Here is a 19328-nt window from a genome sequence, read left to right as displayed (position 1 = left end):
GATGAAGATGTACAGGTTCCGCGCCGCCGCGCTTTTCTTGGCCGTGGGCTTGGCCGCGGCGGTCTCCGGCGCATCGGCGCAGATCGTCATCGGGCAGTCGGCCGACCTGTCGGGCCCGGCGGCGGTGGGCGTGAAGGAAACGATCATGGGCTCGCAACTGGTCATCGACCATGTGAATGCCCAAGGCGGTGTCCACGGCCAGCAGATCGAGGTGATCCGGCTGGACGACGGCCTGGACCCCAGGCGCTCGCTCGAGAACACCCGAATCCTCATCGAGGACAAGAAGGTGCTGGCGCTGCTGCTCAACCGGGGCACGCCCAACACCCTTGCCGTCATTCCCCTGCTCGACCAACACGGCGTGGCGCTGGTCGGCCCTTCGACCGGCGCCATGGCGCTGCACAAGCCGCTGCAGAAAAACGTATTCAACGTGCGCTCGACCTACCAGCGCGAGGCTGAAACGGCGGTGCAGCACCTGTACACCACCGGCATCCAGCGCATTGCGGTGGTGCAGGCCGACGATGCTTTCGGCAGGGACGCGATGGAAGGCGCGAGCCGGGGCTTCGAGCGGGCCGGGCTGGCGCCGGCCGTGCTTGCGCTTGCCGACCGCAGCAAGCCCGACTACGCGGCGATCGTGCCGCAGCTCATCAAGGCCAACGCGCAGGCGGTGCTGTGGATAGGCTCCGGCACCGCGGTAACCGACGGCGTGAAGGCGCTGCGCGCCGCGGGCTCGGCGGCGCAGATCATCACGCTGTCGAACAACGCGGCGTCAGGCTTCATCAAGGAGCTCGGCTCCGCCAGCACCGGCGTGATCGTGACGCAGGTGCTGCCCTACGAGCGCGCGCTCGGCCATCCGCTGGTCAAGGAAGCGATGGCGCTCGCGCAGGCCCGGGGCCAGACCGAGCTGTCGCCGGCATTCCTCGAGGGCTTTGTGGCTACCAAGGTGCTGGTGGAGGCCCTGCGCCGCACCGGCCCCAGGCCGACCCGCGCCAGGCTGATCGCCACGCTCAACCGTTTTCGCTACGACGTGGGCGGCAAGCTCGACGTGAATTATTCGCCGCAGGACCACACAGGCATCGACTACGTCGACCTGTCGATCGTCAGCGAAGGCCGCTTCAAGCGATAGCGGCTTATTTGGCGGGCGCAGCAGGCGCTGCGGGGGCCGCCGGGGTAGCGGGCGCGGGCTCGTGCGTCACATCGCCGCCGTGCTTCTCGCCGGACATGTCGATCTTGTCACCGCCCTTCGAAATCACGTAAAGGGCAACAGCGGCAAAGATGACGAAGCCGAAAACGAGTTTCCACATGGGTTCAATCTCCTGATGGGGGTTCAATGGGTTCAAGAAAAAGGCCTCATGCCGACGGCATGAAGCCCCTTTGTTGAACGGAGGGCCGGCTTGCGCCCTCCTGTCGAACATGCCTCGCGTCAGTCGTTGGCGTAGATGTCCACGTCCTTCGTCTCGCGGATGAAGAGCGTGCCCACGACCAGCGTCACCGCGGCGATGATGATCGGGTACCAGAGGCCGTTGTACATGTTGCCGGTGGTCGCCACGATAGCGAAGGCGGTGGTCGGCAGCAGGCCGCCGAACCAGCCGTTGCCGATGTGATACGGCAGGCTCATCGAGGTGTAGCGGATGCGCGTGGGGAACAACTCGACCAGCATGGCGGCAATGGGGCCGTACACCATGGTGACTAGCAGCACCAGCCAGAACAGCAGCGCCACGACCATCAGCTTGTTCATCTTGGCGGGGTCGGCCTTGGCCGGATAGCCCGCCACCTTCAGGTCGTCGGCCACGGCCTTCTTGAAGGCTGCGATTTCCTTGGCGGACGATTCGTCGAACTTCAGGTTGACCACGTTGCCGACCGGTGCTTCGATGGTCTTGCTGCCGATCTTGACGATGGCCTTGGAGCCGGGGGCGCCTTCGACGTTGTCGTAGCTCACCGAGTTCTGCACCAGGTAGCGCTTGGCAATGTCGCAAGAGCTCCTGAAGTCGATCTCGCGTGCCACCGGGTTGCCCTGGAACGAGCACGACTTCGGATCGGCTGTCACCGTGACGCCGGCGGTCGCTTGCGCGCGGGCCAGGTCGGGGTTGGCATATTCCGTGATCATCTTGAAGACCGGGAAGTAGGTCACCACGGCCAGCAGGCAGCCCGCCATGATGATCGGCTTGCGGCCGATCTTGTCGGACAGCGTGCCGAACACCACGAAGAACGGCGTGCCCAGCAGCAGCGAGGCGGCGATCATCAGGTTGGCGGTGGTGGGATCGACCTTGAGCTGCTGCGTCAGGAAGAACAGCGCATAGAACTGGCCCGTGTACCAGACCACGGCCTGGCCGGCGGTCAGGCCGATGAGCGCCAGGATCACGATCTTGAGGTTCTTCCACTGGCCGAACGATTCGGACAGCGGCGCCTTCGAGGTCTTGCCCTCGGCCTTCATCTTCTGGAAGGCGGGCGACTCGCTAAGCGACAGGCGAATCCACACCGAGATGCCGAGCAGTGCGATCGACACCAGGAAGGGAATGCGCCAGCCCCAGTCGCCGAACGCCTGTTCGCCGAGCCAGGTGCGCACACCCAGGATGACCAGCAGGCTCAGGAACAGGCCGAGCGTTGCGGTGGTCTGGATCCACGAGGTGTAGGCGCCGCGCTTGCCGTGCGGCGAGTGCTCGGCCACGTAGGTGGCGGCACCGCCGTACTCACCGCCGAGCGCAAGGCCCTGCAGCATGCGCAGTGCAATCAGGATCACCGGTGCGGCAACGCCGATGGTCGCGTAGCTGGGCAGCAGGCCGACGATGAAGGTCGACAGGCCCATGATCAGGATGGTGACCAGGAAGGTGTACTTGCGTCCGATCATGTCGCCCAGGCGGCCGAACACGATGGCGCCGAACGGCCGTACCAGGAAGCCCGCGGCAAATGCCAGCAGCGCAAAGATGAAGGCGGCGCCCGCATCGAGGCCGCTGAAGAACTGCTTCGCGATGATCGCGGCCAGCGAACCGTAAAGGTAGAAGTCGTACCACTCGAACACCGTGCCAAGCGAGGAAGCGAAGATGACCTTCTTTTCCTCCGCGGACATGGGCCGGGGGGCCGGATGCGGCATCCCCCTCGAATCCAGTGTTGCTGCCATTTGCGTCGTCTCCTGTGTATGCGTTCGTTCAGCCCCGGCATTCGGGACCGTGAGGCATTCTTGGAGGCGCGACTGACCCGAGCCTTTCGCGAAACTGAACCGACGCTTACGGATTAAGGTGAAACCCGCAGGGCTCGTTTCAGGTTGTAAGAAATCGGGAAACCACCAATCAGTTTTTGCTGCTGCGCAGCATCGAAGGCCGCTGGTCGGCACCGGCCCATTGCGGTCCGTCGAACCACGTGTCGCCGGCCAGGTAGGCGCGCAGCATCGCAAGCCCGTCGAAGCCCCAGAACAGGCGGCCGTCCACCGCATAGGCGGGCGTGCCGAACACGCCCGCCTGCAGCGCTTCGTCGGTATTGCGCTTGAGCAGGGCCTTGCTCTCGTCGCTGTTCATGTCACGCTTGGGCTTGAGTTGCGCAGCCAGCGCGGCCAGGCGCGCGGCATCGCCGGCCTCTTCTCCACCGCGCCACACGTTGCGAAAAATCGTCTCTCCCGTAAGGCGGCTGATGCTGCCGTCCTCCGAAGTCGAGACCGCAAGCCGCAGGTGCGGCAGCGGGCTGTACGGATGCGATGCGGGCATCTCGATGTGAATGCCGTTCGCATGGCCGAGCCAGAGCACATGGCGGTAGGTCCAGGCGCGCTTGGCTGGAATCTCCGCGGGGCCGAGCTGGCCGTGGTGCTTGAGCAGTGCGCCGAGCAGCACGGGCTTGTAGGCCACGCTGTAGCTCAGGCCTTCGAGCGCCTCTGGCAGGTGCTCGAACGCAAGGTGCGCGTAGGGCGAGATGAAGTCCAGGTAAAAGTCGATGTGCTTCATGCGTGGTTGTCTCCAGATGCCTCGGGGAGCCGCCAGATGCCGGCGCGTGCCCGCAACTCTATTGCACGCCACACGCCGCGCCGCGCTGCGTCGTCCATCTTGCTCCAGGCCGCAATCTCGGGAATGGTGCGCAGGCACCCTTCGCAAAAGCCGCTCTGGCGGTCCATGCGGCAGACGGAGGTGCAGGGCGAAGGCGCATCGCCGGCCGAGCGCTGTACGGCGGTGGCGCGCTCGGCCAGCAGTTCCGCGGCGTCGAAGTTCACACCACGTCGGCCACCGGCGCGCCGGTGAGCTTCTCGAGGTCTTGCGGGCGCAGCTGGAACACCGCATGCGGATGCCCGGCCGCGGCCCAGATCTCCTCGAAGCGGAACAGCTCGCGGTCGATCAGAACCACCGGCTCCGTCGCATGCCCTACCGGTGAGACGCCGCCGATGGTGAAGCCGGTGCGCGCCTTCACGAACTCTGCGTCGGCGCGGCCGGTCTTGCCGATGAGTGCGTCGACCTTCTTCTCGTCGACACGCTTGTCGCCCGAGGTGATGACCAGCACCGCCGCGTCGTCGCTCTTGCGACGGAAGATGATGCTCTTGGCGATCTGCCCGACCAGGATGCCGAGCGCATCGGCCGCCTGCTGCGCGGTGCGGCAGGCATCGTCGAGCATGCGCGGCGAATGGGGGTGGCCCGCGTCCTGCAGCGCACGCGAAACGCGCTGCACGCCCTCGGGCAGCGAATGAAGTTCAGCGCCGCACATCAGTTGCCTCCACGCTTTTCGTCGTTGCTCATCATCCCGCCCTTTTCGTGCGGATCGCCTTCGACGCCCGCGAATTCGGCTCGCGGCCCAGCGCATCGCTGATGTACACGCCCGCGTCGATCAGCTTGTCCAGGTCGATGCCGGTGGCGATGCCCATGCCGTGCAGCATGTACACCACGTCTTCGGTCGCCACATTGCCCGTGGCGCCCTTGGCGTAGGGGCAGCCGCCCAGCCCGGCGGAGGACGACTGGAAATTCCAGACCCCCAGCTCCAGCGAGGCCAGCGTGTTGACCAGCGCCTGGCCGTAGGTGTCGTGGAAGTGGCCCGAGATGTGGTCCACGCCGAAGTGCGCCAGCGTGGCCTCGATGGCAGCCCGCACCTTACCCGGCGTGCCCACGCCGATGGTGTCGGCCACATCCACGCGCTGCACGCCGATGTCCTTCATCAGCTTCGCCAGCATGCCCACACGCTCGGGTGCAACCTCGCCTTCGTACGGGCAGCCCACCGTGCACGACATGGCGCCGCGCACGTCGATGCCCTTCTCGCGAGCCGCGGCCACCACCGGCGCAAAACGCTCGATGCTCTCGGCAATCGAGCAGTTGATGTTCTTCTGGCTGAAGGCCTCGCTCGCAGCGCCGAACACCACGATCTCGTCGGGCCACTCTTCGCGCGGCGCGGCAATGGCGGCTTCGAAGCCCTTCATGTTGGGCGTGAGCACCGAGTAGCGCACGCCGGGCTTGCGGCTTATGCCGTGCATCACCTCGGCGTTGTCTGCCATCTGCGGCACCCACTTGCGGCTCACGAAGCTGGTGACCTCGATCTCCTTCAGGCCGGCGTCCTGCAGGCGATGCACCAGCCCGATCTTGACTTCAGCCGAGACCGGCTGCTTCTCGTTCTGCAGTCCGTCGCGCGGACCGACGTCGACGATCTTGACCTTGGCGGGGAGTTTCATGGCGTTTCTCTGGGTTCGCTGGGGGAAGGAAAAAGCGTGCGCCAATTGTCGGCCGTCTGCGTCCGCCGTGCTCGGCCGCGCCTGCGCCAAGGGTTGCAATGCCTGCCAGCGGCGTTGCAGATCGCGCCAGCGCGGCGGTTCACGCCGTTTCGCGCTGCACGAAATCCGACGGCGGCTCGGCGGGCGCAGGGGCTTCTTCCGCTTCCAGTGCATCCACGTGTGCGCCGTCCGGACCGCTGCGGGCCCAGGCGACGAGCGCATCGACCGCCGCAGCCGGCCCGAAGGCCATCGCCTCCACGCTGCCGTCGCGGCGGTTGCGCACCCAGCCGCACACGCCCAGGCGCCGCGCGGCCTGCACCATCGACCAGCGATAGCCCACGCCCTGCACCAGGCCACGGATGACGAGATGACGAGTGACGGCAGGTGGATTCATGGCATGGACAACATCAGTACGACTTGGGCAAGCCGAGCGCTTTTTCCGCGATGAAGTTCAGGATCATCTGCGGGCTGACCGGCGCAATGCGCGGAATGTAGCTCTCGCGCAGCAGCCGCTCCACATGGTATTCCTTCGCATAGCCCATGCCGCCCAGCGTGAGAACCGCGTTCTGGCAGGCGTCGTGCGCCGCTTCGGCCGCTAGGTACTTGGCGGCATTGGCCTCGATGCCGCACGGCTCGCCCGCGTCGTACAGCGTAGCGGCCTTGAACACCATCAGGTCGGCGGCCTCGAGGTTGGCCCAGGCGCGCGCAAGCGGATGCGCAACGCCCTGGTTCTGGCCGATGGGCCGGCCGAACACGATGCGCTCCTGTGCGTACTGCGAGGCAATGCGCAGCGCGGCGCGGCCCATGCCGATGGCCTCGGCTGCAATCAGGATGCGCTCGGGGTTGAGCCCATGCAGGATGTACTCGAAACCGCGGCCTTCTTCGCCGATGCGATCTTCCTCGGGCACCTGGAGCCCATCGATGAAGAGCATGTTCGAGTCCACCGCCGCGCGCCCCAGCTTGTGGATCTCACGCACCTCGACCTTGCTGCGGTCCAGCGGCGTGTAGAACAGCGTGAGGCCCTGCGTGGGCTTCTTCACCTGGTCAATCGGCGTGGTGCGCGTGAGGATCAGCATGCGGTCGGCCACCTGCGCGGTCGATATCCAGATCTTTCGGCCGTGCAGCAGGTAGCTGCCGTTGGGCTGGCGCACCGCCTGCGTCTTGAGGCTCGTGGTGTCGAGCCCCGCGTCGGGCTCGGTCACGGCGAAGCAGGCCTTCTCGGTGCCGGCGATCAGCGGCGGCAAGAAGCGCTGGCGCTGCGCCTCGCTGCCGAACACCACCACGGGGTTGAGTCCGAAGATGTTCATGTGCACCGAAGACGCACCCGACATGCCAGCCCCCGAGGCGCTGATGGCGCGCATCATCAGCGCCGCTTCGGTGATGCCGAGCCCCGCGCCGCCTTGCGCCTCGGGCATCGCGATGCCGAGCCAGCCGCTGTCCGCCACGGCGCGGTGGAACTCGTGCGGGAACGCGGCGCGGTCGTCGTGGTCGCGCCAGTAGTCGGCGGGAAAGTCTTCGCAGAGGCGCTCGATGGCGGCGACCAGCGAGCGCTGGTCTTCGTTCAGGGAAAAGTTCATTCGCTGTCCTTCGTGGGTTCCGGCTGCAGCGTCACGCCGCGCGCGAGCATCCGTTCGATCTCTTCGCTTGCATAGCCGGCTTCGCGCAGCAACTCGACACTCTGTTCGCCGATGCGCGGCGCGGGCCGGCGAATGGCCGCGGGCGTGGCGCTGTAGCGGCCGACCGGCGCGAGCGTGCGGATGCGGCCCTCGCTCGGGTGGTCGAGTTCGGGAAAGAAATCGACCGCGCGCAGATGCGGGTCGTCCAGCAGGCTCTCGGTGCTGTGCAGGCGCGCGACCGGGATGTCGGCTGCTTCGAGCACCGCTATCCATTCGTCGCTGCCACGCGTGGCCATCACCTCGGCCACGAACGCGTAGACCGCACCAATGTTCGCGGCGCGCGCGGTGTGCGTGCCGAACATCGGCGAGTCGCGCAGCTCGGGCCGGCCGATCACGTCGAAGAAGGCCTGCCAGTGCTTGTCGTTGTAGATCAGAACGCTCAGGTAGCCATCGGCCGTGGCGTAGGGCTTGCGGTGCGGCGCGAGCAGGCGCGCATAACCGGTCGGACCGAGCGGCGGCTCGAAGCTGTGGCCACCGAGATGGTCGCCCATGACGAACTGCGAAAGCGCCTCGAACATCGGCACTTCCACCGCCTGGCCCTGGCCGGTGCGCTGAGCATGCAGCACAGCAGCCAGCAGGGCGATGGCTGCCTGCAAACCCACGGCGCGGTCAGCCAGCGTGACCGGGGCGTAGCGTGGTGCGCCGCCACTTTGCTGCGCAAAGAGCGAGGCGACGCCGGCCGCGCCCTGGATCAGGTCGTCGTACGCGGGCTTGCCGGCATACGGGCCTTTTTCGCCGTAGCCGAACGCGCCGAGGTAGACGATCTTCGGGTTGACCGCGGCCACCGCTTCGTAGCCAAGCCCGAGCCGCGCCATTGCCTGCGGCCGCGTGTTGTAGATGAGCGCATCGCAGCCGGCCGCGAGCCGCAGGCACGCCTCGCGGCCTTCGGGCTGCTTCAGGTCGAGCACGATCGAGCGCTTGTTGCGGTTGAGGTGCAGCGCCATCGCGCCCATGCCGGCATTGCGCATCGGACCGACCGCGCGCAGGTTGTCGCCTGAAGGCGGCTCGACCTTGATGATGTCCGCGCCCAGGTCGCCGAGCGTCTGCGTGGCGTAGGGTCCCATCACTACCGCCGTGAGGTCGAGGATGCGGATGCCGTCGAGAGGTCCGGCGGAAGTGTCGGGCGAACTCATTCCGGTTGAATGCCGGCGGCCTGAATCAGCTTCTTCCACTTGGCCAGTTCCGCCACAGTGAACGCACCCAACTCTTCAGGCGTGCTGCCGAACGCATCGAACCCCAGCTTCGCCACCCGCTCGCGGAACACCGCGCCGTTCGCCATTTCCGACAGCACCTTGTTCAGCTTCAGCACGATGTCGCGAGGCGTACCTGCAGGCGCGAACACGCCGTTCCAAGACGTGATGTCGAAGCCCTTGAGTTCGGGCGTATCGGCCAATGGCGGCAGTTCGGGAAAGAGCTTGGTGCGCTCTTGCGTGGTGACGGCAATCGCGCGCATCTTGCCGGCCTTCACCGTCGCGAGCCCCGCAGCCAGGTCGACCACCATCATCGACACCTGCCCGCCGATCAGGTCGGCAATGGCCGGCGGCGTGCTCTTGTAAGGCACGTGCAGCATCGGCACGCCGCTCATGCGCGACAGCGTGGCGCCACTCACGATGCCGGTGCTGTTGCCGCTTGCATAAGTGAGCTTGCCCGGATGGGCACGGCCCCAGGCCAGCAGCTCGGCCACGCTCTTCACCGGCAGGTCGTTGTTCACCACCAGCATGAACGGCAGGTTGCCCATGCGGCTCACGGGCGCGAAGTCCTTCACCGGGTCGTAGGGCAGCGACTTCATCAGGCTCGGGTTCGCCGAGTGCGTGGTGTTGGTCGTCATGAAGAGCGTGTAGCCGTCGGGCGGCGCCTTGGCCACGAACTCGGCGGCAATCACGCCGTTGGCACCGGCGCGGTTGTCGACGATGACCGAGGTCTTCAGTGCCTCGCCCAGCATCTGCGCGGTGATGCGCGCCACCGCATCAGTGCCGCTGCCGGCTGCGAAGGGCACGATGAGTTTGATCGGCTGCTTCGGATAGCCCTCTTGCGCAAAGGCCCACGGCGCCGCGCCGGCAAGGCCTGCCGCGGCTCCGATGGAAATGAAACGGCGGCGGCTTGCCACCGCGACTGTTTCTGTCGCGTTCTTCGTCGTCTGCATGTTGTCTGTCTCCGGGTTGTTGTCGGTCAGGGCCGGATCACGCGCTCCGGCAGTTCCTCGTACGGCGGGCTGTAGATGACCAGCACGCGCACCGGCTCGTCGCTCACCACCGTGAAGGTGTGCATTGCGTCGGCCGGAAAAAAGCAGCTGTCGCCGGGGTGCAGCTCTTGCCGCTGGCCGCCGACTTCGGCCACGGCCCGACCTTCGAGCATGTAGCAGACCTGCTCGATGCCGGGATGCGCATGGGGCAACGCGCCCTTGCCCTTCTGGATGTGCCCGACCAGCACCTCGAGCTGCTTCGCGCCCACGGTTTCAGGGCCGATGAGCCGCTTGTTCAGCGTGCCGGTGTGGTTGGCCGGGTGATAGCCGGCAATCTCGCTTTCGCGGACGAAGTAGCGTGGAGATGTCATTGTTTTTTCAGCCTTTGTGTTCGATGGCCAGGCAGGCCGAGCGCAGCATGGCGGCCACGTCGTCGATGCGGGGCTCCAGCCGATAGCGCGGGCCCGCCACCGAGATGGCGTAGGCCTCGCCTCCGATGCGCAGCGGCCACGCAAGGCCGACCAGGTCCGGAATGCTTTCGCCCAGGTTGCCGTACCAGCCGCGTGCCGGTGAGCGCTCGAGTTCTTTTTCGATGGCCTCGGCGGTGGTCAGCGTGGCGTCGGTCAGCGGCAGCAGCCGGGTCGCTTCGAGCAGCTTGCGGCGCGCCTCGGGCGCGAGCGTGGAAAGCAGCGCGCGGCCCATCGAGTTGGCATAGGCCGGGCGGGTTTCGCCCGACTCGGCGGAGTAGCGAATGCTCTGCGGCGCGCTCAGCACTTCCAGGTAGACGACAGTGTTCGGGTCGCGGAACTTGCCGAACAACACGGTTTCGCGTGCGCCGTCGCGCAGCTCTTCTAGCGCAGGCCGCACGCGGTCGAGCACCGGGTCGTGCGCCGCGATGATCTGCGCCATGGCGAGCAGCCGGCCGGTCGGGTAGTAGCCCTGACGGCGGCCGGTTTCGTACATGTAGCCCTGCTCTTCGAGCGTACGAATCAGCCCGAGGCAGCTGGACACGGGCATTTCGAGCAGGCGCGCCATTTCGGACAGCGCCAGCGGCTGCTTCTCCCGGGCGAAGAGCTCGACGATCTCGATCACGCGAAAAGCAGTTTTCACAACCATGAAGTAATTTTCGTGTATGTGAAAAACGAATCGCGTCGGGGTTTGCCCTGCCTACCCCTCCTTTTGCCGATCGCCGCCACTTCTGGCGGGCAGCGAACGCAGTCGGTCAGTAGCCCCGAACGGAATCGACCACGCCGCTGACCGGCAGGCCCTGCTCCATGGCGCGGATCTTTCCGGCGATCTGGGCAATGGATTCCTCGCGCAGCGTGCGCGCCGAGCCGTGCGGCGTGACCGTGATCTTCGGATGGCGCCAGAAGGCATGCTCGGCGGGCAGTGGCTCGACCTGGAACACGTCGAGCGTGGCGCCCGCCAGCTGGCCCGCGTCGAGCATCGGGATCAGGTCGTCTTCGACCAGGTGCGCGCCGCGCGCAATGCTGATGAGATAGCCGCCCGGCCGCAGCTTGCCGAGCGTGTTGCGGTTGAGAATGCCGCGCGTGGCATCGGTCAGCGGCAGCAGGTTGACCAGCACGCGCGTGGACGACAGGAACTCGTCGAACTGCGCCTCGCCGCTGAACACCTTCACGCCATCGATGGCTTTGGGCGAACGGCTCCAGCCCAGCACCGGAAACTCGAACTGCGCCACGGCCTTGGCAACCCTTTCACCCAGCACGCCCAGGCCCATGATGCCAACCGGAAAGTCGCGCCGCATCCGCGGCTTGCGGTAGCTCCAGCGCCCTTCGCGCGCATCGGCCTCGTAGACGTCGAATTCGCGGAAGTGCCGGATCAGCGTGTGGCACACGTACTCGGCCATCTGCACCGACATGCCGGCATCGTCGAGCCGCACGATGCGCGTCTGCGGCGGAACCTTCAGCTTGAGCAGCGCATCCACGCCCGCGCCGATGTTGAACAAGCCGCGCAGCTGCGGCTGCTCGTCGAGCAGCTGCTGCGGCGGCGCCCACACCACGGCATGGTCGGCCTGGGCGGCACCCGGCTGCCAGGTCTCGATCTGCGCTTCAGGCAACTCGGCCTTGAGGCCTTCGATCCACGGTTCGGGGCGGTTGTCGGTGAGAGAGACGATGATTTTCATGGCCCAATCTTAGAGGGGGCCGTTAGACGGGCTGCTGGAGGGCCCGGCCACGCCGCGGCCTGCCCGGGCCCATGACCAATGGCCGCTTGTAGCGCCCCAGGCCTTCTTCTATGCTGGTGCGCGACCACCAAAGACATCGAAACACCAGGAGACCGAAGCAATGATCAAAGTCAGCGTGATGTACCCCTACACCGAGGGCGCCCGATTCGACCACGCCTACTACCGCGACACGCACATGCCGCTTCTGAAGGCCCGCATGGGAGACGCCTGCAAGTCGTACACCATCGACAAGGGCCTCGCCGGCGGCGCACCCGGCACGCCGCCGACCTATGTCGGCATGTGCCATGTGTTCTGCGAATCGACCGAAGCTTTTCAGGCGGCCTTCGGCCCGCATGCAAAGGAGATCCTCGGCGACATCAGGAACTACACCGACATCGCGCCTGTGATGCAGATCAGCGAAGTGGTGGTGGGCTGACTCAAGCCGCTGCCGCGGCCATCCGCAGCAATTCGTCGCCTTCGGCCACCTGCTCGCCGGGCGCGAACATCAGCTCTTCCACGGTGCCGTCGGCCGGCGCGGCGATGGTGTGCTCCATCTTCATGGCTTCCATCACCGCGAGCGGCTGGCCGCGGCTGACCTTGTCGCCGGCCTTGACCGCGAACGACACGACCTTGCCGGGCATCGGCGCCGTGAGCCGGCCGCCTTCGGCATGGGTGTCGCCGGCATGGCCCAGCCGGTCGATGGCCGTGATCTTCGTCGCACCCTTCGACGCGAACACATGCGCCGTGGCACCGTCCAGATGCACATCGAGCGTCTGCCGCGTGCCCGCGAACTCGACTTCGAACTCGCCCGTCGGGAACTGGCCCACGACCAGCGGGCCTTGCGCACCGCCGGCTTCGAGCCACAGGGTGCCGTCGCGCTTGTAGGTCAGCAGGGCGGTCTGCTCGGCTCCGCGAAACTCGAAGTCGAAGTGGCGCCGGTACTCGCCCATCGCGCGCCAGCCGTCGCGCCGCTCGAACGGGTCGGGTGCGCCAACCGGACGCTCAACGATCAGCGTGCGGGTGATGGCGGCGGCGGCGGCGAGCGGCAGGCCCAGTGCCTCGCGGTCGAACAGCACGGCGCGCTCGCGCTCGATCAGCGCCGTGTCGAGGTTGGCCTTCGAGAACGAGTCGGTCGCGAGAATGCCGCGCAGGAACTGCACGTTGGTCGACACGCCCACGATCTGCACCTGCGCCAGCGCCGCATCGAGCCGCGCCAGCGCCTCGTCGCGCGTGCTGCCGTGCACGATGAGCTTGGCGATCATCGAGTCGTAGAAGGGCGAGATCTCGCCACCCTCGCGCACGCCGTCGTCGATGCGCACGCGGCTGCGCTGGAAAGCCGTGGCCTGCGGCTTGCGGTACACGCGCAATGTGCCGGTGGCAGGCAGAAAGTTGTTGTCGGGGTTCTCCGCGCAAATGCGCGCTTCGATGGCATGGCCATGGATCTGCAGCTCCTGCTGCTTGGCCGGCAGCGGCTCGCCCGAGGCCACGCGCAGCTGCCACTCCACCAGATCGAGGCCGGTGATGGCTTCGGTCACCGGGTGCTCGACTTGCAGGCGCGTGTTCATCTCCATGAAGAAGAAGTTCATTTCGCCGCCTTCTCGCTGCTCGACGATGAACTCGACGGTGCCGGCGCCCACGTAATCGACGGCACGCGCCGCAGCCACGGCCGCCTCTCCCATCTGCTTGCGCATGGCTTCGGTCATGCCGGGTGCGGGCGCTTCTTCGAGCACCTTCTGGTGCCGCCGCTGCACCGAGCAATCGCGCTCGAACAGGTAGACGTAGTTGCGATGCGTGTCGCCAAACACCTGGATTTCGATGTGCCGCGGGCGCTGCACGTATTTTTCGATCAGCACCGCGTCGTCGCCGAAGCTGTTGATCGCCTCGCGCTGGCATGAAGCAAGCGCCGCCGCAAAGTCTTCGGCCTTGTCGACTGCGCGCATGCCCTTGCCACCGCCGCCTGCGCTCGCCTTGATGAGCACCGGGTAGCCGATGCGGTCGGCCTCGCGCTGCAGCAGTGCCGGGTCCTGGTCGTGCCCGTGATAGCCGGGCACGAGCGGCACGCCGGCCTTTTCCATCAGCTGTTTCGACTCGGCCTTCAGGCCCATCGCCTTGATGGCCGAGGGCGGCGGGCCGATGAAGACAAGCCCGGCGTCGGCGCAAGCTTGTGCGAACTCTTCGTTCTCGCTCAGGAAGCCGTAGCCGGGGTGCACCGCTTCAGCGCCGGTGGCCTTGGCGGCTTCGAGGATCTTCTGCCAACGCAGGTAGCTGTCTTTCGGTGCGCTGCCGCCGAGGTGCACCGACTCATCGCAGGCGCGCACATGGTTGGCATGCGCGTCGGCATCGGAGTACACGGCCACGGTGCGAATGGCCATGCGGCGGGCGGTCGCTGCCACTCGGCATGCAATTTCACCGCGATTGGCGATCAGGATCTTTTTAAACATTCGGAGTGTCTCCCGGAGGATTCTTTTTCAGTTGAAATGCAGGCACGACGCCCGGATCGGGTCGGCCGCTGAAGATGCGCGCCACGCGGCTGAACAATGCCTTCAGAAAGCGCCAGCTCTTGCGGATGAGCCACACGCTGAGCACGAGCACCAGCACGAAAAGCACCAGAAAGACCAGCGGATGCGCGACCGCCAACCACAGGCCCGCGGGCACCATGCTGTCTTCGACCAGCGAAGCACCCACATTGGAAAACGGCTCAGGCGAAGTGTTGATTGCCGCGCGCGTGGTGGCCTTGGCTGCATGTGCGGTGGCCGCAAAGCCGCCGCCGAGCAGCGCCGCAACAACGGCCATGGCCCCATGGTCGGCGCCGAATACGCTGGCCGCGAGTGCAGCGCCGGCCGGAATACGAATGGCGGTGTGCACCACGTCCCAGAGCGAATCAAGGCCGGGAATCTTGTCGGCGAAGAACTCGATGAACACCATGAAGCCGCTCGCCGCAATGACGACCGGATGCGCGAGCATCTGCAGCCCGCCGGGCAGAGGCACCCAGCCGAAGTAGCCAGCCATCCCCGTGAGCAGCACGACCAGGTACAGCCGCACGCCGCTGGCCCAGCCGACTGCCGCGGCCAGGGCAAGCAGTTGGGGCATGTCGAGCGCGTTCATAGCGTGCGCTCAGCGGCCGAGCCAGGACGGCTTGCGTTTCTGCAGGAAGGCCTGCACGCCCTCGCGGCCTTCATCGCTCGCGCGGATGTCGGCAATGCCCTCCACCGTCTTGGCGATGAGCGCATCGTCGATCTCGCGGCCGTCGACGTCGGCGATCAGCTGCTTGCAGGCGCGAACCGCGGCAGGGCTGGCGCTGGTGAGCGCCTTCACGAGCTCATCAACCTTGGCATCGAGTACATCGGCCGCGACCACCTCATGCACGAAGCCGATGCGATGCGCCTCGGCGGCGGTGAAGCGCTCCGCAGTAAGAAAGTAGCGCTGCGATGCACGCGTGCCCATGGCGCGCAGCACATACGGGCTGATGGTCGCGGGCACGAGGCCGATCTTCACTTCGCTCAGGCAGTACCAAGCCGTGTCGACACTCACGGCCATGTCGCAGGCCGCGACCAGCCCCATGCCGCCCGCATACACATCGCCCTGCACGCGGGCGATGGTGGGCTTGGGGCATTCGGCAATGGTGCGCAGCATGGTGGCCAGCTTGCCCGCGTCGGCGATGTTCTCGTCCCGGGTGTAGTCGGCCATGCGGCGCATCCAGTTGAGATTCGCTCCGGCGCAGAAGGCAGGGCCGTTCGCGCCGAGCACGATGGCCTTGACCTGCGGCTGGGCGCCGGCTTCGTTGAAGGCCTGGGTCAGTTCGGCGATGACGATGTCATCGAAGGCGTTGCGTGCGTCGGGCTGGTCCAGCCAGATGCGCGCTACTGTGTCCTGGACTTCCAGTTTCAGTTTGGTGAAGGTCATGTCAGTCGTCCGTGGTGCTGATGCGTGGTTCGCGGTGCTTTCGGGGCGTGTGCAAAGGCCACCGGGTACTCCCCTCCGCGAATGTCCCCCGGGGCTGCGCCCCTCCTCCTTTATTTCGCTGCGCGGAGCACCCGATGCCCTGTGCACCAGGGCACGCTGCTGGTGCTCCGCTGATCAACCACGGCTCTGCCCAACGCACCCGCTGATGGGGTGCCTTGCGCAGCGAAATAAAGGAGGAGGCCGCAGGCCGGGGGACATTCGCGGAGAAAGGTACCCCGTCGGCGGGGGCGCGCCCTGAAAGGCAACGCCCACATCGACCCGAAGCGCAAGAAAGCTGTGCCATGACTACATCCGGAAGATGCCGAACTTCGGCTCTGGAATGGGCGCGTTGCGTGCAGCAGCAAGACCCAAAGCCAGCACCCGCCGCGTATCCGCCGGATCGATGATGCCGTCGTCCCACAGCCGCGCTGTTGCGTAGTACGGGTGGCCCTGGTCTTCGTACTGCTGGCGAATCGGCGCCTTGAAGGCTTCTTCCTCTTCCTTGCTCCAGCTGCCGCCCTTCAACTCGATGCCGTCGCGCTTCACCGTGGCCAGCACGCTCGCGGCCTGCTCGCCGCCCATCACGCTGATGCGCGCGTTGGGCCACATCCAGAGGAAGCGAGGGCTGTATGCGCGGCCGCACATGCCGTAGTTTCCGGCGCCGAAGCTGCCGCCGATGATGATGGTGAACTTCGGTACGTTGGCGGTGGCCACCGCGGTCACCATCTTGGCGCCATGGCGCGCGATGCCTTCGTTCTCGTACTTGCGGCCCACCATGAAGCCGGTGATGTTCTGCAGGAACACCAGCGGGATCTTGCGCTGGCAGCACAGCTCGATGAAGTGCGCGCCCTTCTGGGCCGATTCGGAGAACAGGATGCCGTTGTTGGCGACGATGCCGACCGGCATGCCCTCGATCTCGGCGAAGCCGCAGACCAGCGTGGCGCCGAAGCGCTGCTTGAACTCGTGGAACTCGCTGCCGTCGACGATGCGCGCGATGATCTCGCGCACATCGAACGGCTTGCGCGTGTCGGTCGGAATCACGCCGTAGAGCTCTTCGCGCGGGAACGCGGGTTCGCGTACGGCGGCCTTGTCGGCGCCTTCAGCGGCCGTCTTCGCGTTGAGGTTGGCCACCGCCGAGCGCGCAAGCGCCAGCGCGTGCAGGTCGTTCTGCGCCAAGTGGTCGACCACGCCCGACAACCGCGTGTGCACATCGCCGCCGCCCAGGTCTTCGGCCGTAACGACCTCGCCCGTTGCTGCCTTCACGAGCGGCGGGCCGCCCAGGAAAATGGTGCCCTGGTTCTTCACGATGATCGATTCGTCGCTCATCGCCGGCACGTAGGCCCCGCCGGCCGTGCACGACCCCATGACCACCGCGATCTGCGGAATGCCCTGGGCGCTCATGTTGGCCTGGTTGTAGAAGATGCGGCCGAAATGGTCGCGGTCCGGAAACACCTCGTCCTGGTTCGGCAGGTTGGCGCCGCCCGAATCGACCAGGTAGATGCAGGGCAGCCGGTTCTGCTCGGCGATCTCCTGCGCCCGCAGATGCTTCTTCACCGTCATCGGGTAGTAGGTGCCGCCCTTCACCGTCGCGTCGTTGCAAACGATCATGCAGTCGACGCCGTTCACGCGGCCGATGCCCGCGATCAGACCGGCGCCGGGTGCCGATTCGGCCCCCTTGGCGTCGAGGTACATCGCATGCGCGGCGAGCGGCGCAATCTCGAGGAAGGGCGTCCCCGGGTCCAGAAGCTCGGCCACGCGGTCGCGCGGCAGCAGCTTGCCGCGGGCGGTGTGCTTGGCGCGCGCGGCCTCGCCGCCGCCCTGCTCCACTTTTGCGAACTGCTTGTGCAGGTCGTCGACCAGCGCGCGCATCGCCGCGGCGTTGGCCTGGAAGTCGGCGGAACGCGCATTCAGTTTGGTTTCGAGTTTGCTCATGCTGTCTTTTCTTGCGTAAGACCGAGCTGCTCGGTCATGGCTTCGCGGATCTTGAATTTCTGAATCTTGCCGGTCACCGTCATCGGAAACTCGGTGACGAACTGGATGTACTTCGGCACCTTGTAGTGCGCGATCTGGCCTTTGCAGAAGTCGCGGATCTCGGTGTCGGTTGCACTCTGGCCGGGCTTGACGATGATCCAGGCGCAGAGCTCTTCGCCGTACTTCTTGTCGGGCAGGCCGACCACCTGCACGTCCTGCACCTTCGGGTGGCGGTACAGAAACTCCTCGATCTCGCGCGGGTAGATGTTCTCGCCGCCGCGGATCACCAGGTCCTTGATGCGGCCGACGATGTTGACGTAACCCTCGGCGTCCATGGTGGCCAGGTCGCCGGTGTGCATCCAGTGCTCGGCGTCGATGGCCTCGCGCGTCTTCGGCTCGTCTTCCCAGTAGCCGTGCATCACCGAGTAGCCGCGCGTGCACAGCTCGCCCGACTGGCCAGCCGGCACGATGGCGCCGGTCTCTGGGTCGACGATCTTCACCTCGATGTGCGGCTGCACGGTGCCGACAGTGGACACGCGCTTGTCCAGCGGCGTGTCGGTACTGCTCTGGCAGCTCACCGGGCTGGTCTCGGTCATGCCGTAGGCAATGGTGATTTCGCTCAGGTGCATTTCGTTCACCACGCGCTTCATCACCTCGATGGGGCACGGCGAGCCGGCCATGATGCCGGTGCGCAGCGTGGAAAGGTCGAACTCCTTGAAGCGTGGATGGTCAAGCTCGGCAATGAACATCGTGGGCACGCCGTGCAGCCCGGTGCACTTCTCGGCCTGCACGGTCTCCAGCACCGTGAGCGGATCGAAACCGTCGTTCGGGTACACGATGGCCGAGCCATGCGTGAGGCAGGCCAGGTTGCCGAGAACCATGCCAAAGCAGTGATACAGCGGTACCGGAATGCACAGCCTGTCGGCGGGCGAGAGCTTCATGCACTCGCCGATGAAGAAGCCGTTGTTCAGGATGTTGCGGTGCGTGAGCGTTGCACCCTTCGGAAAGCCCGTGGTGCCGCTGGTGAACTGGATGTTGATGGGGTCGGTGGCCTTGAGCGTCTTCTGCACCTGCGCCACGCGCGGGTCGGCTGCATCGCCACTTGCCAGCAGCTGACTGAAGCGCCGCATGCCAGGCTCTTCCACATCGGCTGCCGCGTTGCCGTCAATCCAGAAGGTGTGCTGCAGCTGCGGCAGGCGCTTTGGGCCCAGCTCGTGCAGCATGCCGAGGTAGTCGCTGGTCTTGAACCGCGCCATCGTCACCAGCACCTTGCAGCCGACTTTGTTGAGCGCGTATTCGAGCTCTGAAGTGCGGTAGGCCGGGTTGATGTTGACGAGAATCAGGCCGACCTTGGCGGTGGCGATCTGCATCAGCACCCAGGGCGCGTTGTTGTGCGACCAGATGCCGACGCGGTCGCCTGCGGCGAGGCCCAGTTTCAGCAGCGCGCTCGCCAGCTTGTTGGATTCAGCCTGCAGCTCGCGGTAGGTGAAGCGCTTGCCTTCGTGGCGGCTGATGAGGGCTTCGCGGTCGGGCTGCCTGGCGACCATGTCGTCGAAGAAGTCGCCGATGGTTTGTTCGATGAGGGGGACTTCGGTGGCGCCTTGGGCCAGGCTCTGCGTCAGTGGCATCGTCTTGTCTCCTTGTCTTGCTCCCTCTCCCTTTGGGAGAGGGTTGGGGTGAGGGCGCCCGGCCTCGGAAGAAGCACAG

20 protein-coding genes are annotated in these 19328 nt (G+C 66.1%); 2 read left to right on the top strand and 18 right to left on the bottom strand.

Annotation, left to right across the window (positions count from 1 at the left end; translation table 11 throughout):
• The first annotated feature begins 1 nt into the window (after window position 1).
• Window positions 2-1123, top strand: a complete 1122-nt coding sequence (locus V9L21_RS14315) for an ABC transporter substrate-binding protein (RefSeq protein WP_443304884.1) — start codon at window positions 2-4, stop codon at window positions 1121-1123.
• Between the two features lie 4 nt (window positions 1124-1127).
• Here V9L21_RS14315 and V9L21_RS14310 read toward each other — a convergent pair whose 3' ends face one another.
• The 13 genes from V9L21_RS14310 to V9L21_RS14250 all read right to left on the bottom strand — a co-directional run bounded on the left by V9L21_RS14310 (window position 1128) and on the right by V9L21_RS14250 (window position 11669).
• Window positions 1128-1301, bottom strand: coding sequence for a hypothetical protein (locus V9L21_RS14310; RefSeq protein WP_337312885.1), 174 nt, complete (start codon window positions 1299-1301; stop codon window positions 1128-1130).
• A 119-nt stretch (window positions 1302-1420) separates the two neighbouring features.
• Entirely contained in the window at window positions 1421-3115 is a 1695-nt protein-coding gene (locus V9L21_RS14305) for an MFS transporter (protein ID WP_337312883.1), read from the bottom strand.
• Between the two features lie 169 nt (window positions 3116-3284).
• A complete protein-coding gene (locus V9L21_RS14300; protein ID WP_337312881.1) occupies window positions 3285-3929 on the bottom strand; it encodes a 2-hydroxychromene-2-carboxylate isomerase in 645 nt (214 codons plus the stop codon).
• Window positions 3926-4192: a DUF1289 domain-containing protein gene (locus V9L21_RS14295; protein WP_337312879.1), complete on the bottom strand. Its 267-nt coding sequence runs from the start codon at window positions 4190-4192 to the stop codon at window positions 3926-3928. Before V9L21_RS14295 ends, V9L21_RS14300 begins: the two co-directional genes overlap by 4 nt.
• A complete protein-coding gene (locus tag V9L21_RS14290; protein ID WP_337312877.1) occupies window positions 4189-4677 on the bottom strand; it encodes a YbaK/EbsC family protein in 489 nt (162 codons plus the stop codon). Before V9L21_RS14290 ends, V9L21_RS14295 begins: the two co-directional genes overlap by 4 nt.
• A gap of 31 nt (window positions 4678-4708) precedes the next feature.
• The gene (locus V9L21_RS14285) at window positions 4709-5629 is read right to left on the bottom strand and encodes a hydroxymethylglutaryl-CoA lyase (protein WP_337312875.1); all 921 of its coding nucleotides are present in this window, start codon (window positions 5627-5629) and stop codon (window positions 4709-4711) included.
• A gap of 139 nt (window positions 5630-5768) precedes the next feature.
• Complete coding sequence (locus tag V9L21_RS14280) at window positions 5769-6062, bottom strand: acylphosphatase (protein WP_337312873.1); 294 nt, start codon at window positions 6060-6062, stop codon at window positions 5769-5771.
• Between the two features lie 13 nt (window positions 6063-6075).
• Window positions 6076-7245 carry an acyl-CoA dehydrogenase family protein gene (locus tag V9L21_RS14275; RefSeq protein WP_337312871.1) on the bottom strand — a complete coding sequence of 390 codons (1170 nt, stop codon included), beginning with the start codon at window positions 7243-7245 and terminating at the stop codon, window positions 6076-6078.
• The gene (locus V9L21_RS14270) at window positions 7242-8477 is read right to left on the bottom strand and encodes a CaiB/BaiF CoA transferase family protein (protein WP_337312869.1); all 1236 of its coding nucleotides are present in this window, start codon (window positions 8475-8477) and stop codon (window positions 7242-7244) included. Before V9L21_RS14270 ends, V9L21_RS14275 begins: the two co-directional genes overlap by 4 nt.
• A complete protein-coding gene (locus V9L21_RS14265) occupies window positions 8474-9487 on the bottom strand; it encodes a Bug family tripartite tricarboxylate transporter substrate binding protein (RefSeq protein ID WP_337312867.1) in 1014 nt (337 codons plus the stop codon). The genes V9L21_RS14270 and V9L21_RS14265 overlap by 4 nt, the downstream gene beginning before the upstream one ends.
• Window positions 9488-9513: 26 nt before the next feature.
• Window positions 9514-9897 carry a cupin domain-containing protein gene (locus tag V9L21_RS14260; RefSeq protein WP_028259574.1) on the bottom strand — a complete coding sequence of 128 codons (384 nt, stop codon included), beginning with the start codon at window positions 9895-9897 and terminating at the stop codon, window positions 9514-9516.
• A gap of 7 nt (window positions 9898-9904) precedes the next feature.
• On the bottom strand, window positions 9905-10642 hold the full coding sequence (locus V9L21_RS14255) for an IclR family transcriptional regulator (RefSeq protein ID WP_337312865.1): 738 nt from the start codon (window positions 10640-10642) through the stop codon (window positions 9905-9907).
• 106 nt (window positions 10643-10748) lie between these two features.
• Entirely contained in the window at window positions 10749-11669 is a 921-nt protein-coding gene (locus V9L21_RS14250; protein WP_337312863.1) for a 2-hydroxyacid dehydrogenase, read from the bottom strand.
• A gap of 160 nt (window positions 11670-11829) precedes the next feature.
• Here V9L21_RS14250 and V9L21_RS14245 point away from each other — a divergent pair, with 160 nt between their 5' ends.
• Window positions 11830-12144 carry an EthD family reductase gene (locus V9L21_RS14245; protein ID WP_126748232.1) on the top strand — a complete coding sequence of 105 codons (315 nt, stop codon included), beginning with the start codon at window positions 11830-11832 and terminating at the stop codon, window positions 12142-12144.
• A gap of 1 nt (window position 12145) precedes the next feature.
• Here the strand turns inward: V9L21_RS14245 and V9L21_RS14240 are convergent, their stop codons facing one another.
• The 5 genes from V9L21_RS14240 to V9L21_RS14220 form a co-directional block, all read right to left on the bottom strand.
• Window positions 12146-14149 (bottom strand): acetyl/propionyl/methylcrotonyl-CoA carboxylase subunit alpha, encoded by a 2004-nt coding sequence (locus V9L21_RS14240; protein WP_337312860.1) that lies wholly within the window; start codon window positions 14147-14149, stop codon window positions 12146-12148.
• Window positions 14142-14813: a DUF4126 domain-containing protein gene (locus V9L21_RS14235; protein WP_337312858.1), complete on the bottom strand. Its 672-nt coding sequence runs from the start codon at window positions 14811-14813 to the stop codon at window positions 14142-14144. Before V9L21_RS14235 ends, V9L21_RS14240 begins: the two co-directional genes overlap by 8 nt.
• Before the next feature lie 9 nt (window positions 14814-14822).
• Entirely contained in the window at window positions 14823-15611 is a 789-nt protein-coding gene (locus V9L21_RS14230; protein ID WP_337312856.1) for an enoyl-CoA hydratase/isomerase family protein, read from the bottom strand.
• Between the two features lie 345 nt (window positions 15612-15956).
• On the bottom strand, window positions 15957-17582 hold the full coding sequence (locus V9L21_RS14225; protein ID WP_337312854.1) for a carboxyl transferase domain-containing protein: 1626 nt from the start codon (window positions 17580-17582) through the stop codon (window positions 15957-15959).
• Window positions 17579-19249, bottom strand: a complete 1671-nt coding sequence (locus tag V9L21_RS14220; RefSeq protein WP_337312852.1) for an AMP-binding protein — start codon at window positions 19247-19249, stop codon at window positions 17579-17581. Before V9L21_RS14220 ends, V9L21_RS14225 begins: the two co-directional genes overlap by 4 nt.
• Window positions 19250-19328 lie beyond the last annotated feature (79 nt).

This window comes from Variovorax sp. CCNWLW235, assembly GCF_037204085.1.
Classification (GTDB): Bacteria; Pseudomonadota; Gammaproteobacteria; order Burkholderiales; family Burkholderiaceae_C; genus Variovorax.
The sequence above is the reverse complement of the archived record's forward strand: the minus strand, read 5'-3'. Positions and strand labels throughout refer to the sequence as shown.

What these genes read in the sequence shown, in the direction of transcription:
- V9L21_RS14235 (WP_337312858.1), bottom strand. Translation starts at nt 14,813, where the DNA reads ATGAACGCGCTCGACATGCCCCAACTGCTTGCCCTGGCCGCGGCAGTC.
- V9L21_RS14305 (WP_337312883.1), bottom strand. Translation starts at nt 3,115, where the DNA reads ATGGCAGCAACACTGGATTCGAGGGGGATGCCGCATCCGGCCCCCCGG.
- V9L21_RS14250 (WP_337312863.1), bottom strand. Translation starts at nt 11,669, where the DNA reads ATGAAAATCATCGTCTCTCTCACCGACAACCGCCCCGAACCGTGGATC.
- V9L21_RS14245 (WP_126748232.1), top strand. Translation starts at nt 11,830, where the DNA reads ATGATCAAAGTCAGCGTGATGTACCCCTACACCGAGGGCGCCCGATTC.
- V9L21_RS14260 (WP_028259574.1), bottom strand. Translation starts at nt 9,897, where the DNA reads ATGACATCTCCACGCTACTTCGTCCGCGAAAGCGAGATTGCCGGCTAT.
- V9L21_RS14290 (WP_337312877.1), bottom strand. Translation starts at nt 4,677, where the DNA reads ATGTGCGGCGCTGAACTTCATTCGCTGCCCGAGGGCGTGCAGCGCGTT.
- V9L21_RS14270 (WP_337312869.1), bottom strand. Translation starts at nt 8,477, where the DNA reads ATGAGTTCGCCCGACACTTCCGCCGGACCTCTCGACGGCATCCGCATC.
- V9L21_RS14315 (WP_443304884.1), top strand. Translation starts at nt 2, where the DNA reads ATGAAGATGTACAGGTTCCGCGCCGCCGCGCTTTTCTTGGCCGTGGGC.
- V9L21_RS14300 (WP_337312881.1), bottom strand. Translation starts at nt 3,929, where the DNA reads ATGAAGCACATCGACTTTTACCTGGACTTCATCTCGCCCTACGCGCAC.
- V9L21_RS14255 (WP_337312865.1), bottom strand. Translation starts at nt 10,642, where the DNA reads ATGGTTGTGAAAACTGCTTTTCGCGTGATCGAGATCGTCGAGCTCTTC.
- V9L21_RS14265 (WP_337312867.1), bottom strand. Translation starts at nt 9,487, where the DNA reads ATGCAGACGACGAAGAACGCGACAGAAACAGTCGCGGTGGCAAGCCGC.
- V9L21_RS14230 (WP_337312856.1), bottom strand. Translation starts at nt 15,611, where the DNA reads ATGACCTTCACCAAACTGAAACTGGAAGTCCAGGACACAGTAGCGCGC.
- V9L21_RS14285 (WP_337312875.1), bottom strand. Translation starts at nt 5,629, where the DNA reads ATGAAACTCCCCGCCAAGGTCAAGATCGTCGACGTCGGTCCGCGCGAC.
- V9L21_RS14220 (WP_337312852.1), bottom strand. Translation starts at nt 19,249, where the DNA reads ATGCCACTGACGCAGAGCCTGGCCCAAGGCGCCACCGAAGTCCCCCTC.
- V9L21_RS14240 (WP_337312860.1), bottom strand. Translation starts at nt 14,149, where the DNA reads ATGTTTAAAAAGATCCTGATCGCCAATCGCGGTGAAATTGCATGCCGA.
- V9L21_RS14310 (WP_337312885.1), bottom strand. Translation starts at nt 1,301, where the DNA reads ATGTGGAAACTCGTTTTCGGCTTCGTCATCTTTGCCGCTGTTGCCCTT.
- V9L21_RS14225 (WP_337312854.1), bottom strand. Translation starts at nt 17,582, where the DNA reads ATGAGCAAACTCGAAACCAAACTGAATGCGCGTTCCGCCGACTTCCAG.
- V9L21_RS14280 (WP_337312873.1), bottom strand. Translation starts at nt 6,062, where the DNA reads ATGAATCCACCTGCCGTCACTCGTCATCTCGTCATCCGTGGCCTGGTG.
- V9L21_RS14275 (WP_337312871.1), bottom strand. Translation starts at nt 7,245, where the DNA reads ATGAACTTTTCCCTGAACGAAGACCAGCGCTCGCTGGTCGCCGCCATC.